This is a genomic window from Cellvibrio zantedeschiae, assembly GCF_014652535.1.
In the GTDB taxonomy this organism is placed as follows: domain Bacteria; phylum Pseudomonadota; class Gammaproteobacteria; order Pseudomonadales; family Cellvibrionaceae; genus Cellvibrio; species Cellvibrio zantedeschiae.
The window spans coordinates 963160-977858 of sequence record NZ_BMYZ01000001.1; the positions used below are offsets into that span (position 1 = coordinate 963160).

At 45.4% G+C, this 14699-nt stretch carries 13 protein-coding genes; 5 read left to right on the top strand and 8 right to left on the bottom strand.

What is annotated here, in order from left to right:
- Positions 1-5: 5 nt before the first annotated feature.
- From mnmA to IE104_RS04290, 4 genes are all read right to left on the bottom strand, one after another.
- On the bottom strand, positions 6-1172 hold the full coding sequence (gene mnmA / locus IE104_RS04275; RefSeq protein WP_189416288.1) for a tRNA 2-thiouridine(34) synthase MnmA: 1167 nt from the start codon (positions 1170-1172) through the stop codon (positions 6-8).
- 144 nt (positions 1173-1316) lie between these two features.
- Positions 1317-2099 carry a PEP-CTERM sorting domain-containing protein gene (locus IE104_RS04280; protein WP_189416289.1) on the bottom strand — a complete coding sequence of 261 codons (783 nt, stop codon included), beginning with the start codon at positions 2097-2099 and terminating at the stop codon, positions 1317-1319.
- Between the two features lie 182 nt (positions 2100-2281).
- Positions 2282-2719: an NUDIX hydrolase gene (locus tag IE104_RS04285; protein WP_189416290.1), complete on the bottom strand. Its 438-nt coding sequence runs from the start codon at positions 2717-2719 to the stop codon at positions 2282-2284.
- Positions 2720-2791: 72 nt separating this feature from the next.
- Complete coding sequence (locus IE104_RS04290) at positions 2792-3625, bottom strand: pseudouridine synthase (RefSeq protein WP_189416292.1); 834 nt, start codon at positions 3623-3625, stop codon at positions 2792-2794.
- A 266-nt stretch (positions 3626-3891) separates the two neighbouring features.
- Here IE104_RS04290 and IE104_RS04295 point away from each other — a divergent pair, with 266 nt between their 5' ends.
- Together IE104_RS04295 and IE104_RS04300 are read left to right on the top strand one after the other, a co-directional pair.
- Entirely contained in the window at positions 3892-6117 is a 2226-nt protein-coding gene (locus IE104_RS04295; protein WP_189416293.1) for an NADP-dependent isocitrate dehydrogenase, read from the top strand.
- Positions 6118-6308: 191 nt separating this feature from the next.
- Positions 6309-7169 carry a transporter substrate-binding domain-containing protein gene (locus IE104_RS04300; protein ID WP_189416295.1) on the top strand — a complete coding sequence of 287 codons (861 nt, stop codon included), beginning with the start codon at positions 6309-6311 and terminating at the stop codon, positions 7167-7169.
- A 74-nt stretch (positions 7170-7243) separates the two neighbouring features.
- Here the strand turns inward: IE104_RS04300 and cspD are convergent, their stop codons facing one another.
- Entirely contained in the window at positions 7244-7492 is a 249-nt protein-coding gene (gene cspD, locus IE104_RS04305) for a cold shock domain-containing protein CspD (protein WP_189416296.1), read from the bottom strand.
- 266 nt (positions 7493-7758) lie between these two features.
- Between cspD and clpS the strand changes: the two genes are divergently transcribed.
- Positions 7759-8133 (top strand): ATP-dependent Clp protease adapter ClpS, encoded by a 375-nt coding sequence (gene clpS, locus IE104_RS04310; protein WP_189416297.1) that lies wholly within the window; start codon positions 7759-7761, stop codon positions 8131-8133.
- A gap of 38 nt (positions 8134-8171) precedes the next feature.
- Positions 8172-10472 carry an ATP-dependent Clp protease ATP-binding subunit ClpA gene (gene clpA, locus IE104_RS04315; RefSeq protein WP_189416299.1) on the top strand — a complete coding sequence of 767 codons (2301 nt, stop codon included), beginning with the start codon at positions 8172-8174 and terminating at the stop codon, positions 10470-10472.
- Positions 10473-10571: 99 nt separating this feature from the next.
- Here clpA and infA read toward each other — a convergent pair whose 3' ends face one another.
- From infA to aat, 3 genes are all read right to left on the bottom strand, one after another.
- Complete coding sequence (infA, locus tag IE104_RS04320) at positions 10572-10790, bottom strand: translation initiation factor IF-1 (protein WP_189416300.1); 219 nt, start codon at positions 10788-10790, stop codon at positions 10572-10574.
- 155 nt (positions 10791-10945) lie between these two features.
- Positions 10946-11653: an arginyltransferase gene (locus IE104_RS04325; protein ID WP_189416302.1), complete on the bottom strand. Its 708-nt coding sequence runs from the start codon at positions 11651-11653 to the stop codon at positions 10946-10948.
- The gene (gene aat, locus IE104_RS04330) at positions 11650-12420 is read right to left on the bottom strand and encodes a leucyl/phenylalanyl-tRNA--protein transferase (RefSeq protein ID WP_189416303.1); all 771 of its coding nucleotides are present in this window, start codon (positions 12418-12420) and stop codon (positions 11650-11652) included. Before aat ends, IE104_RS04325 begins: the two co-directional genes overlap by 4 nt.
- 333 nt (positions 12421-12753) lie before the next feature.
- On the opposite strand from aat, the gene IE104_RS04335 reads away from it, so the two are divergent.
- Positions 12754-14676, top strand: a complete 1923-nt coding sequence (locus IE104_RS04335) for a PrkA family serine protein kinase (protein WP_189416305.1) — start codon at positions 12754-12756, stop codon at positions 14674-14676.
- Positions 14677-14699 lie beyond the last annotated feature (23 nt).

Genomic DNA, 14699 nt, shown 5'->3' on the forward strand with positions numbered 1-14699 from the left:
GAAAGTTAGACGTTGTCCGTAGATTCAATAACGGCACCGCCAAGACAAACATCGTCCTGATAGAAAACGACAGATTGTCCGGGCGTGATTGCGCGTTGCGGTTCGTTAAACAACACATCCAATTTGCCATCGGCCAGAATAGTGACGGTGCAGGCTTGATCTTCCTGACGGTAACGATTCTTGGCGGTACAGGAGAAGCTAGATAAGGGCTCCTTGTCGCTTTTTAAAGCCCTGTCAGGAAAAGACCCCTTAGGAGAAGAGCTGTTAGTAATAGGAACCCCATTAATCCAATGCGCCTGTTGTGCAACCAGGTGATTGGTGAAGAGGAGCGGGTGGTTGGTGCCTTGGACTACCACGAGCACATTGCGGTTTAAATCTTTTTGGGCGACAAACCAGGGTTCTTCATTTGCGCCTTTAACACCGCCAATACCCAGACCTTGGCGCTGGCCAATGGTGTGGTACATCAAGCCCGAATGCTGACCGATCACAGTGCCGTCTGGCGTTTGGATTTCTCCTGGTTGTGCAGGCAAATATTGCTGCAAAAAATCCTTAAAGCGGCGCTCGCCAATAAAACAAATACCGGTGCTGTCTTTTTTGTTGTGGGTGACCAAGCCGTGTTCTTCCGCGATGCGGCGAACTTCCGGCTTTTCAATATCGCCAACAGGAAACAGGGTTTTCGCAAATTCTGCTTCGCCAACGGCGTGCAAGAAATAGCTTTGGTCTTTGTTAGGGTCGAGGCCCTTGAGCAAATAGGTGCGCCCATCTCGGTCCGCGCGGCGAACATAATGACCGGTGGCAATCAGGTCGCCGCCCAGCATACTGGCGTATTCCAGGAATACTTTGAATTTGATTTCACGATTGCACAGGATGTCCGGATTCGGTGTACGGCCGGCTTTGTATTCTTCTAAAAAGTGTTCGAAAACGTTATCCCAGTATTCCGCTGCAAAGTTAGCGGTATGCAATTTGATACCAATCTTATCGCAAACGCGTTGGGCGTCAGCGAGGTCTTCTTTTGCTGTGCAGTATTCAGTACCGTCATCTTCATCCCAATTCTTCATAAACAGGCCTTCCACCCTATAGCCCTGTTGTTTGAGCAAAAGGGCAGAAACGGAAGAATCAACACCGCCAGACATGCCGACGATTACAAGAGGTTGGGTTGAAGCTTGGGACATAAGGCGAACTACGGCTGGGAAAATGAGTTGCGCATTTTACGCGGGTTAGCGCAGCAGTTCCAAGAAAAAGCGGATGATTCTGAAGTTGGCTGGATTTTCGGTCAAAAAAAAGAGCCACAAGGGCTCTTTTTCAAATCGCCGAATTTATTTCAGTCTACGGCGAGCGGCAAGCAAACCGGCAATACCCAAGCCGAACAATACAAATGGACTTGGTTCGGGCACTTTGGCCAGCTTCACTCGGCCATCAATTGCGTCATTGCCGCAAGACATGGTCCAGTGTGCATCTAAAGTGAAGCTTTGTTGCAAACCAGCAATGTTAGAAAGATCAAAAGTGAAGATGCTGTAATAGGATTTATCGTTACCTAAAACACCGCTTCCTTCAGAAAAGTTGCTGCCATTAGCCGCAACTAATAATGTACCGCTAGAAACGCCGTAAGGGGCGCTGTAACCGCCGTTGTTGTAGTAATAAATATCGTTGTTCCAGCTGTTGGCTTTATAAAGTCCAGCGGTATCAACACCAGATACGTTACCTTGCGCGCTGATTTTAACGTTGTCGGCATAATTCTTAGTCAAGTTGCCGAAATCGATAGCGTATTCGTAAGTACCTTTGTTGCCATCGAAAGACAACGCCAAATCACCTGCGTAATAGCGGTGGCCATCGCTATAAAGTTGACCGTTATTGCTTACGATATCAAAACCGGTTTGTAAGCCGATGGAGAGTTTATTGCCTTGCAGTTTGTAGAATAAGTATTCCGCATCAAAGGCTTGACCGCCCCAGCCTGGAGTTAATTGGTAGTTACCAGTTCCTGATTGGTCTTCCGATCCGAAAGCGGTCCAACCAGCGAATACAGGAAGTTGACCTGCGAAGCTTGCGCTGCTGGTAATAACCAATGCGAGTGAAGCGAAAAGTTTCAGCAATTTATTCATATTGTTAACCAGAAGTGTGATTGTGTTTGCTTTATCGCGTGACGCTTGTCACACAATGTGCTTATAACAAAGCAATCTCTAGGCCATTTATGAATATCTAGCTAAATCAAGACTTTAAAAAAACTATGAAAATTTAGATGTCAAAAATGTCGACATGGGCGACATTGTTTTTACGGAAGCCATCAACCTATAACCTCCAGAGGAAAGCGACGGCCAGCGCGGTAGTCATCAATAATTTGTAGGGTCATGGGGCTGCGCAGTTGATCTTTGCGGGCAACTAGCTCTTCATAAGTAAGCCAAACAGCCTCGATTATGCCGGTATCCAGTTTGCGTTGGGGATCGTGGCTCAGTGCTTCGCCAATAAAGGTGGTACGCAGGTAGGTCACGCCATTGCTCGGTGCGGTATAGAGGTTTACGCCTACAACACCGGTCAGCTTTACCGTCCAGCCAGTTTCCTCCAAGGTTTCACGGATGGCAGCTTGGTGAAGAGTTTCGTCGGGGTCGAGATGACCTGCAGGCTGGTTGTAAACAAGCTTCCCGTCAGAGTCTTCGTAAACCATTAAAAAGCGATTGTCGCGCTCAACAATAGTTGCAACAGTTACGTGGGGTGCCCAGGTCATAAGCTAATCCTTGAAAGGGGCAGCTCCGCTATTACAGAGCCGTTTAAAAAGTTGTTGGTAAAAAAATGAATGTTATTCGGCAGGTTTGCGCGAGGGCTTAACAATAACCTTGGTCGTGACCTTGGGGTTTGCCGCCGGTTTTGGAGTTGATTTGTTCGGACGATGTTGCTGCGGATTGCCCGCTTTATTTGCCGAAGGGGTGCGTGGCCTTTGGTTCTCACCGCGTTTTTGATCTTGTGGTTTTCTTTGGGCCGAGCTGCGTTCTTTAGAGTCCTTCTCCGTTGGTTTTCGGTCACCTCTGACAGGCTTACCGTTGCGACTACGTGGCATTTCTGCCATGGCAGATTTAGGCAAGTTAACCGTTGTCGTTTTGTATTCGCCTGGGGCAATGCCTTCCAAGGTCCAATTGCCAATTTTTACGCGCACCAAGCGTAAGGTCGGGTGGCCAACGGCAGCGGTCATACGGCGGATTTGGCGGTTTTTCCCTTCGGTGATAACTATCTCAATCCATTGGGTTGGGATGTTAACCCGGCTACGAATGGGCGGATCGCGCTCCCAGAGTTTTGGGGTAGGGATCAAACGGGCTTCGGCGGGCAGGGTGATGCCATCATTTAATTCCACGCCTTGGCGTAACTTAGTTAAAGCATAGCTATTGGGGGCGCCTTCCACTTGAACCCAATAGGTTTTAGGCAATTTGTGCGCAGGGTGGGCGATGTGATGTTGAACCTGGCCGTCATCGGTCAGTAGCAACAGGCCTTCAGAATCATGGTCGAGCCTACCCGCCGGGTAAACATTAGGCAGCTTAATGTACTGCGCTAATGTAGGACGATTTTGGTCACCAGTGCTACCAGCGGTGAATTGGGAGATCACGCCAAAGGGCTTGTTAAATAAAATCAATGAAGACATGGAGTTGGGCAAATCCCTTAGGGATGTAAACGGAAACGGGAATCATTTTGATGACTCCCGCGAATGCCAAAAGTTTACAGCACTGTTATACTGCGCGCGATTTTTTTAAAGGTTCTTTTTGTTAAAGGCGCCTTAATTCGGCTCTGGGCCGAAATTTCCCTTTCATAACCTTTCATGGCAAAGCTCACAAAGCACGGCTCACAAGGCATAGTCCCATGGTAAGTCTTATGGAAAGTCTCATGAAAACTACGGAGTTAAAGTAAAAAATGACCGATTCTAAAATTATCTACACCCAAACCGACGAAGCCCCCGCACTAGCCACTTACTCTTTACTCCCCATAGTTCAAGCCTTTACCAAATCCTCTGGCATTGCCATTGAAACTCGCGATATTTCGCTCTCAGGCCGCATCATCGCCGCCTTCTCAGAATTCTTAAAGCCAGAACAGCGCATCGGCGATCACCTTGCCGAGCTGGGCAAATTGGCGACTACGCCAGAAGCTAACATTATTAAATTGCCAAATATCAGCGCATCAGTTCCACAACTGAAGGCTGCGATCAAAGAATTACAAGCAAAAGGCTATGCCTTACCTGATTACCCTGAAGTACCTGCAAACGATACCGAAAAAGACGCAAAAGCGCGTTACGACAAAATCAAAGGCTCTGCTGTAAACCCTGTGTTGCGTGAAGGTAACTCTGACCGTCGTGCGCCATTGTCAGTAAAAAATTACGCGCGTAAAAATCCACACAAAATGGGCGCATGGGCGGCGGATTCAAAATCACACGTTGCGCATATGGACGCGAATGATTTTTACGGTAGCGAAAAATCAGCGTTGATTGCTGATGCAGGCAATTTAAAAATTGAATTGGTTGCGCAAGACGGCAGTGTGAAAGTATTAAAAGAAACTGTAAAAGTATTGGCTGGTGAAATCGTTGATGCATCTGTATTGAGCAAAAATGCGTTGCGTACTTTTATCGCGGCGCAAATTGAAGATGCAAAAAATACCGGCGTGCTTTTGTCTGTGCACTTGAAAGCCACCATGATGAAAGTGTCTGACCCGATTATTTTCGGTCACTTCGTATCTGTGTTTTATGCTCCAGTGTTAGAAAAATATGCCGCAGAAATTAAAGAGCTCGGTGTAGATGTTAACAACGGTATCGGTGATCTATACACCAAAATTAAATCTCTACCTGCGGACAAACAAGCTGCAATCGAAGCAGATATCGCAGCGCTTTACGCAATTCGCCCTGAATTGGCAATGGTAAATTCCGATAAAGGCATTACCAACTTACACGTACCAAGCGATGTGATTGTGGATGCGTCTATGCCAGCTATGATTCGCGATTCCGGCAAAATGTGGAATGCTGATGGCAAATTGCAAGACACTAAGGCATGCATTCCAGATCGTTGCTATGCGGGTGTTTATCAAGTTGTTATCGACGACTGCAAGAAAAACGGTGCATTCAATCCTGTGACTATGGGCAGCGTTCCCAACGTAGGTTTGATGGCGCAAGCAGCAGAAGAATACGGTTCACACGATAAGACTTTCCAAATTTCTACCAACGGTGTTGTGCGTGTAACTGACGCAGCGGGCAAAGTGGTGTTGGAACAAAACGTAGAAGCTGGTGATATTTTCCGTGCTTGCCAAGTGAAAGATGCACCAATTCAAGATTGGGTAAAACTTGCCGTAAATCGCGCGCGCGCTTCTGCAACACCGGCCGTATTCTGGCTTGATCCAAAACGTGCTCACGATGCGCAATTGATCAAGAAAGTTGAAACTTACTTGAAAGATCACGACACAGCTGGCCTTGAGATTTACATCAAGTCTCCAGAAGAAGCGATTCAATATTCGTTGGATCGTATCCGCGCTGGCAAAGACACTATCTCCGTAACCGGCAACGTATTGCGTGATTATCTCACCGACTTATTCCCCATCATGGAGCTTGGAACTTCTGCAAAAATGCTGTCGATTGTTCCTTTGATGAACGGTGGCGGTTTGTTTGAAACAGGTGCGGGCGGTTCAGCACCTAAGCACGTACAACAATTCGTAGAAGAAGGTCACTTGCGTTGGGATTCTTTGGGCGAGTTCTTGGCTTTGGCGGAATCTTTGGATCACTTCGGTAACGTGACCAAAAACGCAAAAGCAAAAGTGTTTGCTAAAACTCTCGACCAAGCCAACGGTTTGTTCCTCGACAACAACAAGTCACCAGGCCGTGCAGTAGGCGAGTTTGATAACCGTGGCAGCCACTTCTATTTGGCTATGTACTGGGCACAAACTCTTGCTGCGCAAACTGACGATGCGGCTTTGGCTGCAGAATTTGCACCTTTGGCGAAATCGCTTACCGAAAACGAAGCTAAAATCGTTGCCGAGCTGATTGCTGCAGGCGGTAAGCCAGTTGATTTGGGCGGTTACTACCGTTTGGATGATGCAAAAGCTTCTGCCGCTTTGCGTCCAAGCGCGACCTTCAATGCTGCCTTAGCCACATTGGGTTAATTTAAGTAGCATGAAAAACCCCTTAGGCGCAGGTCTAAGGGGTTTTTTTATGTTGAATTATTTATTACCGGCTGAGTATCACGCAGCCAGAAGCTTTTACTAAGCTAAAATGAAGTTTAGGAGATCTCCTCCCGCATCGCTGGGCTACAGGTTTTGTGTCATAAATCTATTAATAAAAGTGAGCCATTACAATGCCAGTAAGCCGCACTTTCGTGTTGGTGTCTAAAATTATCGCAGGCTGCTTATTGGTCGTGTCCGGTGCGGTCTGTGCTGCGCCACAGCAGCTTATTATTTCGCTTACGGCTTCCCATGATATAAATCATGAGGACTATTACTTCACCCATTTATTAACCTTGGCTCTCGCTAAAACTGAACGGCAATACGGGAAGATTGAAATTTCAGAGCTGCCAGTTAGAACTGTCGATAAACGGCTGCGTTCGGAATTAATCGCTAAAAATATCGATTTATTGTGGTCACCCACATCACCGGAACTTGAAGCAGAGCTGTTACCGGTTAAAGTCTCTTTACTTAAAGATCTCAATAACTATCGCTTGTTACTCATCAGGCCTGAGATGCAGGCCGATTTCTCGCGAGTAAAAACGCTCAACGACTTACGCAAGTTCACCGGTGGTATGAGCGCTCAATGGATAGATGCCGACATTATGCAGGCGAATGGTTTGCCCTTGGTGAAGGCAGTTGGCTACGGCAAATTGTTCAAAATGTTGGCAGCCAAGCGGTTTGATTATTTCTCTCGCGGGCTTTATCAAATCCAGACAGAGGTTAACTTTTACCCCGACTTACATTTGGCGATAGAAAAGGACTTGATGCTCCAATATCCAAACCACGTTTATTTCTTCGTGCATAAAGATAATAAGCTATTGGCGGAGCGCTTGAAGGTGGGGCTAGAGCTGGCACAAAAAGATGGCAGTTTTGATCAGTTGTTTAACAGCATTCCCCGCTATAAATGGGGTATGGAGCAGTTGAAGCTGAATCAGCGCCGGGTGATCCATCTTCAATATTTGGATAAAACACCTTCAATAAATCCCAAGTGACAGGTCGTTAGTTATGTCAATAACCATCCCTGCTGAAATAGGCCAGCCCTTGGGGTTCGGTTGCCAAGCTCAATTTAGGCAGTTGCTTCGGTTAAATCCTGGCTTACTTGCTCACTGGTTTCCGGTGCGCAAATATTCACCGCATGCAAACCTTTATCGCCTTTAGTGATCTCAAATGAAACCTGCTGACCGGCTTTAAGGGTTTTATAACCATCCATCTTGATTGCAGAGTAATGTGCAAACAAATCTTCGTTGCCTTGGTCGGCTAAGATAAAACCGTAACCTTTGGCATTGTTAAACCACTTGACTGTACCTGTGGGCATGTTGAATTCCTGCGCCTTGGCACCATATAGGTATATGTTGCCTTCGTTATTATTACCCCAAAGAGTTTGGGACTTGTAGGCTCACGCGTTCTTTTGACGCTAAAGAGAAAGGTTTAGCGTCAAATTGCTGATTATTTGTTCAGCGTGACGTGTTTTTTATCCAACATTTGACCCAATGTCAAGTTTTCAACGTATTCGTTGTCGTTATGCCTATGAGTTACAATGTCGTCAACAATCCAATCATTTTATTTTTCTGTTGAATCTCTATGGGCAATCTAATCAACCTTCAACTAACCTTAAATCAAGATGGCGATTCCGAGGGCGGGGATCTTGACGGCAATCTCGCGGTCCTAGAATCGAAACCGAAATTAAAACGTCCACCTATGTATAAAGTGATGTTGCTCAACGACGATTACACTCCGATGGATTTTGTTGTTGAAATTTTGGAAAAATTTTTTGGCATGAATCGTGAAAAAGCAACGCATGTGATGTTAACGGTGCATATTCATGGAAAAGCGGTTTGTGGCATCTATACTCGTGATATAGCGGAAACGAAAGCCGCGCAAGTTAATCAATATTCCAGGGAGCACCAACATCCATTGCTGTGTGATATTGAAGCAGTAGAGGATGATGAGAAGTAGTAGTTCGTATGCTTTTTTTGATCAAGAGGGTATGAGTGATGTTGAGCAAAGATCTAGAAGTAACTTTGAATCTCGCCTTCAAGGGTGCGCGTTCGAAGCGCCATGAGTTTATGACAGTTGAGCACTTGTTGCTCGCGCTGATCGACAATGATTCTGCTGCAAGTGTTTTGCGTGCATGCGGTGCAGATTTATCCAGCCTACGCAAAGAATTAATTGAATTTGTTGATTCTACAACACCTCTTATTCCTGAGCACGACGCTGAACGTGAAACCCAACCTACACTCGGTTTTCAACGTGTGTTGCAACGCGCCGTTTTCCACGTGCAGTCATCCGGTAAACAAGAAGTTACTGGCGCTAATGTGCTAGTTGCAATTTTTAGCGAGCAAGAAAGCCAAGCTGTTTATTATTTGAAACAGCAAAGCATTGCACGTATCGATGTTGTTAATTTTATTACTCACGGCATTCATAAAGTTTCTGGCCATACTGATCACACTCATGATCACCAAGCTCAGGAAAATCATGATGAAGAATCTTCATCTGGCGAATCAAGTTCATCTAATCCTCTTGAAAATTACGCCAGCAATTTAAATGAAATGGCGATGCAGGGGCGTATAGATCCGCTTGTTGGTCGTGCAGATGAAGTGGAGCGTGTGTGCCAAATTTTGTCGCGTCGCCGTAAAAACAATCCGCTGTTGGTGGGTGAATCTGGCGTGGGTAAAACTGCAATTGCAGAAGGCTTGGCCAAGCGTATTGTAGATGGTGATGTGCCAGAAACACTAGCGGATAGCGTGGTTTACTCGCTGGATATGGGCGCTTTGCTCGCTGGTACAAAATATCGCGGTGATTTTGAGAAGCGCTTTAAAGGTTTGTTACACGAACTCAAAAAGCAAAAGAAATCAATTTTGTTTATCGATGAGATCCATACCATTATCGGCGCCGGTGCTGCATCAGGTGGAGTAATGGATGCATCGAATTTATTGAAGCCTTTATTATCTTCTGGTGAAATCCGTTGCATGGGTTCAACTACTTATCAGGAATTCCGCGGAATTTTTGATAAAGATCGCGCGCTGTCTCGTCGTTTCCAAAAAGTGGATGTGGATGAGCCGAGCGTTGATGAAACTTATCAAATTTTGAAAGGTTTAAAGAGCCGTTTCGAGAAACACCACAATTTGCGTTATACCGATGCTGCTTTGCGTTCAGCTGCAGAGTTGGCCGCGCGTTATATCAATGACCGCTTCTTACCAGATAAGGCAATTGATGTGATTGACGAAGCGGGTGCTTATCAACAATTGCAACCTGCGAGCAAACGCAAGAAAACAATTGGCGTAACTGATGTGGAAAATGTTGTTGCAAAAATTGCACGTATTCCTCCAAAAAGTGTGTCGTCTTCTGATAAAGAACAATTGCGTAAATTGGATCAGAATTTGAAGATGACTGTGTTTGGTCAGGACGCCGCAATTGATACGCTTGCCACTGCAATTAAATTGTCGCGTGCAGGTTTGGGGGCCTCAGAAAAACCTATTGGTTCTTTCCTATTCTCAGGCCCAACCGGTGTTGGTAAAACAGAAGTTTCTCGCCAACTTGCTAAAGCAATGGGCATGGAATTAATTCGCTTCGATATGTCGGAATATATGGAGCGCCACACTGTATCGCGTTTGATTGGTGCGCCACCAGGTTACGTAGGTTTTGATCAGGGTGGTTTGTTGACTGATGCAATTACTAAGCAACCACATTGCGTATTGTTGTTGGACGAAATTGAAAAAGCGCATCCAGAAGTTTTCAATTTATTGTTGCAAGTTATGGATCACGGTACGCTCACTGACAACAACGGGCGCAAAGCAGATTTCCGTAATGTCATTTTAATTATGACAACCAATGCGGGCGCGGATGTTATGAGCCGTGCATCGATTGGCTTCACTCATCAAGATCACACAACTGATGGAATGGAGGCAATCAAGAAGATGTTCACGCCTGAGTTCCGTAACCGTTTGGATGCAATCGTGCAATTCGGTCCATTGACCTTGGCAACCATTAAAACTGTGGTGGACAAGTTTGTTATGGAGTTGCAAACACAGTTGGACGACAAACACGTTACGCTGGAAATTACCGAGTCTGCGCGCGAATGGCTGGCGATTCATGGTTACGACGTGCAGATGGGGGCTCGCCCAATGGCACGTTTGATTCAGGATAAGCTTAAAAAGCCGTTGGCTGAGGCGATCCTGTTTGGTGAGCTGTCTCATGGAGGCGGTACGGTGGAGGTTGATCTTGATCCTATCAGTGATCAGCTTGATATCCACATCACCGCTAAACAATCCACTCCGCAGACTGCCAAGGTGTGATGCCTGTAGTGCTGATGCTAGAAAAACAAAAAGCCGCTGAATAAGCGGCTTTTTTTATGGCTGTCTCACCAGGTTTCGCTGAAACCCTCGCTGTGAGTCTTAACGCGCGCGGTAGGTAATACGGCCTTTGGTTAAGTCGTAAGGTGTCATTTCAACCTTAACTTTGTCGCCAGTCAGGATACGGATGTAGTTTTTACGCATCTTTCCAGAGATATGGGCAGTGACTACGTGGCCGTTTTCCAATTTAACGCGGAAGGTGGTATTTGGCAGTGTATCAACGACTTCGCCATCAAATTCAATGTTGTCTTCTTTTGCCATGCGGCACAATCCTCAGGTATGACTAAAACGTATGGGAGGTAAAAATAGGCGCGAATTGTGCCTGAAATAGCCAGCGCAGCCAAGAGAAAAGCGTCGATAGGTGCCTTTTTTCCATCAATTAGGGCCTAAGCCCCCATCAACGGCGTGACATTTCACTAATTGAGGCGCAACCAGCGGCGATTGATAAGTAATTCGAGGGGTCGATAATCAGTTTTGTAGTTCATCTTGTCGCATTGCTTAATCCAGTAGCCTAAGTAGACATAACTTAAACCCAGCTGCTTGGCTTTCTGGATTTGCGCCAAAATCGCAAACTTGCCAAGGCTGCGTTCGCTTAAGGCTGCATCGTAAAAGGTGTAAACCGCAGAGAGGCCGTCGTCCAAGTGGTCGCAAACCGAAACCCCAATTAAAGCTCCCTCCAAACGGAATTCCAGATAGCGGGTTGCACCCCATTCGCTGGTTAAAAAAGCTTTGTACTGTTCTTCTGACGGAGGGTACATATCCCCGTCCTGATGGCGCCCTTCAATGTAGCGGGAATAAAGGTTGTAGTGTTCGAGTGTATCTATGCGGTCAACAGTAGTGATGCTCAGGTCTTGATTCTTTTGCCAACACCGGCGTTGGCTGCGGTTGGGCCGGAAAAGGTTTACAGGAATGCGGCAAGACATGCAGGCCTGGCAGCTCGAACATTGAGGGCGATACAGATGGCCGCCGCTGCGGCGGAAGCCTAGAAGTGAGAGTTGGCTGTATAGGTTAACGTCAATGGTCGCTTCTGGATCTACAAATACCGTTGTCGCTTGTTCGCCATCGATATAACTACAAGGATGCGGTTGGGTCGCAAATAATTTCAATGTAGAAAGATCGGTCATGTTGGCCTCTCCGTATTCTGATTCCCATTCTGTGGGCACAAGCTTGGCCAATTCTCAGGTGTGAGCTTTGACCAATTTGGAGGATAGTTGGGTGTAACCTTTACAAAGTTTATCAGGAGTTGCTGAAACTCTTCACGCGGAATTTCAACTGCGCCCAAACTAAATAGATGTTCGTTCGCTACCTGGCAATCAATAAGTTGAAACTCCCAAGCTTGTAACTGTGCAACTAAAAAAGCTAAACCCACTTTGGACGCATTGTCAGCACGGCTGAACATGGATTCACCAAAAAATATTCTACCCAATGCCATTCCGTATAGGCCACCGACTAATTCTTCTTGATCGTCGTTTTTCCGCCAAACTTCTACCGAGTGCGCGTAGCCACGCTCATGCAATTCCGAATAACCCGCAATAATGTCTTCGCTGATCCAGGTGCCATCTGCATAGCTGCGCGGTGCAGCGCAGGCGCGCATAACATCACTAAAACAATGATCAAATGAGACGCGGTAAGTTCCACTGCGTATAAGTTTACGCAGACTTTTTGAAACATGTAATTGTGTTGGATAAATCACCGTGCGTGGGCTCGGGCTCCACCACAAAATCGGATCGCCTGGATTAAACCATGGAAAAATTCCTTGATGATAGGCTGCCAGGATTCGTTCGGGCGATAAATCACCGCCCACAGCTAATAAACCATTGGGTTCATTCAGCGCGAGTGCAGGTGAGGGGAATAAAATCTCAGAGGGATTTAACCAGGGAATTTGAGCCATGGGTGTGGTTTTATCTATCTAAAAGAACATCGTCAGAATTTAAAGGTTTATATAGTCACATATTGGAGGGCACTTGTCATAAGGGCAAAATAATTTTTTAACCTTGAGAGAGATTGGCGTGATTTTTGTGTGTAATTTGATGAAAGGCTAGTAAAAATAAAACTGTCAATATTTTGAATTTAATTGCAGTGTTAATTCGTTTTTACGGCTATGCTTAAGCAAGGGTTTGAAATTGATAGTAATAGTTTTTCAGCATCGGTTTGTTTGTGTTTGCAATACGACTTTTTCAGGTTGAAGCAGATTGCAAGGTTAATCGCTTAGTTGAGGTAAATTATGAGCATTTTCAGTCACTACCGTGAGCGTTATGAAGCCACTCAGCAGGAAGAGCTAAGCATCAAGGAATATTTGGATTTATGTAAAAAAGATCCGAGTGTATATGCCTCCGCGGCCGAGCGTATGCTCATGGCTATCGGAGAGCCGGAAATGGTAGACACCGCTTCCGATCCTCGCCTCAGTCGTATCTTCTCCAACAAAATGATCAAGCGATATAAAGCCTTTGGTGATTTTTACGGAATGGAAGAATGCATTCAACAGATAGTGTCGTTTTTCAAACATGCCGCACAAGGTTTGGAAGAGAAAAAACAAATTCTTTATTTGCTGGGCCCGGTTGGCGGCGGCAAATCTTCTCTTGCAGAAATGCTGAAAACCTTGATGGAAAAAATGCCTATCTATTGCATTAAAGGCTCACCAGTATTTGAATCACCACTCGGATTATTTAATCCAGACGAAGATGGCAAAATTCTTGAAGAGGATTACGGCATTCCTCGTCGCTACGTAAAAACGATTATGTCGCCCTGGGCAGCAAAACGTTTGCAAGAGTTTCATGGCGATATTACGCAATTTAAAGTTGTAAAAGTTTATCCGTCCATTCTCAACCAAATCGCTATTACTAAAACCGAACCCGGTGACGAAAATAACCAGGATATTTCATCGCTCGTAGGTAAGGTCGATATTCGTCAATTGGAAGAGTTTCCACAAAACGATCCCGATGCCTATAGTTTTAGCGGTGGCTTGTGCCGCGCAAACCAGGGGTTGATGGAATTTGTGGAGATGTTTAAGGCACCGATTAAAGTATTGCATCCTTTATTGACCGCTACGCAAGAGGGTAACTTCAATAGTACCGAAGGTTTAGGTGCAATTCCGTTTGATGGCATTATTCTGGCGCACTCTAACGAATCGGAATGGCAAAACTTCCGCAACAACAAAAACAATGAAGCTTTTATTGACCGTGTATATATTGTCAAAGTGCCTTATTGCTTGCGTGTTAAAGAAGAAATGCTTATTTACGAAAAGCTTTTGCAAAATAGTTCGCTGTCAAAAGCACCTTGTGCGCCGGATACCTTGCGCATGTTGGCCCAGTTCTCTGTGCTGTCGCGCATTAAAGAGCCGGAGAATTCCAACGTTTACTCCAAAATGCGTGTCTATGATGGTGAAAATTTAAAAGATACGGATCCAAAAGCAAAATCTTTGCAAGAATATAAAGATGCAGCAGGTGTGGACGAAGGCATGACCGGGTTATCCACAAGGTTCGCTTTTAAAATTTTATCCAAAGTCTTTAACTTTGATCCTACTGAAATTGCTGCTAACCCTGTGCACCTTATGTATGTGCTTGAACAGCAAATCGAACAGGAGCAATTCCCCAAAGAGGTGCAAGAGAAATACCTCAATGGTCTAAAAGAATACATTTCACCAAAATATGTGGACTTTATTGGCAAAGAAATCCAAACCGCCTATTTGGAATCCTACGCTGAATACGGCCAAAATATTTTTGATCGCTATGTCACCTATGCGGATTTTTGGATTCAAGATCAGGAGTATCGTGATCATGAAACGGGTGAGATTCTCAACCGAGCATCTTTGAATGAAGAGCTTGAAAAAATCGAGAAACCGGCAGGCATTAGCAATCCCAAAGATTTTCGTAACGAAATTGTGAATTTTGTGTTGCGCGCGAAGGCGAACAATTCTGGCAAAAGTCCCGATTGGCGCAGCTATGAAAAATTGCGCACGGTTATCGAAAAGAAAATGTTCTCGAATACCGAAGATTTATTACCTGTGATTTCATTTAATGCCAAAGCTTCAGCGCAAGACAAGAAAAAACATCAGGACTTTGTGCAACGCATGGTTGAGCGTGGTTATACCGAGAAGCAAGTACGTTTGTTGTCTGAATGGTATTTGCGCGTGAGAAAATCGCAGTAAGTCAAATTTGCTTAAGATCAGTC

Excerpts from the sequence above, each read along its gene's own strand:
- mnmA (WP_189416288.1), bottom strand. The coding sequence starts at position 1,172 with ATGTCCCAAGCTTCAACCCAACCTCTTGTAATCGTCGGCATGTCTGGC.
- IE104_RS04280 (WP_189416289.1), bottom strand. The coding sequence starts at position 2,099 with ATGAATAAATTGCTGAAACTTTTCGCTTCACTCGCATTGGTTATTACC.
- IE104_RS04285 (WP_189416290.1), bottom strand. The coding sequence starts at position 2,719 with ATGACCTGGGCACCCCACGTAACTGTTGCAACTATTGTTGAGCGCGAC.
- IE104_RS04290 (WP_189416292.1), bottom strand. The coding sequence starts at position 3,625 with ATGTCTTCATTGATTTTATTTAACAAGCCCTTTGGCGTGATCTCCCAA.
- IE104_RS04295 (WP_189416293.1), top strand. The coding sequence starts at position 3,892 with ATGACCGATTCTAAAATTATCTACACCCAAACCGACGAAGCCCCCGCA.
- IE104_RS04300 (WP_189416295.1), top strand. The coding sequence starts at position 6,309 with ATGCCAGTAAGCCGCACTTTCGTGTTGGTGTCTAAAATTATCGCAGGC.
- cspD (WP_189416296.1), bottom strand. The coding sequence starts at position 7,492 with ATGCCCACAGGTACAGTCAAGTGGTTTAACAATGCCAAAGGTTACGGT.
- clpS (WP_189416297.1), top strand. The coding sequence starts at position 7,759 with ATGGGCAATCTAATCAACCTTCAACTAACCTTAAATCAAGATGGCGAT.
- clpA (WP_189416299.1), top strand. The coding sequence starts at position 8,172 with ATGTTGAGCAAAGATCTAGAAGTAACTTTGAATCTCGCCTTCAAGGGT.
- infA (WP_189416300.1), bottom strand. The coding sequence starts at position 10,790 with ATGGCAAAAGAAGACAACATTGAATTTGATGGCGAAGTCGTTGATACA.
- IE104_RS04325 (WP_189416302.1), bottom strand. The coding sequence starts at position 11,653 with ATGACCGATCTTTCTACATTGAAATTATTTGCGACCCAACCGCATCCT.
- aat (WP_189416303.1), bottom strand. The coding sequence starts at position 12,420 with ATGGCTCAAATTCCCTGGTTAAATCCCTCTGAGATTTTATTCCCCTCA.
- IE104_RS04335 (WP_189416305.1), top strand. The coding sequence starts at position 12,754 with ATGAGCATTTTCAGTCACTACCGTGAGCGTTATGAAGCCACTCAGCAG.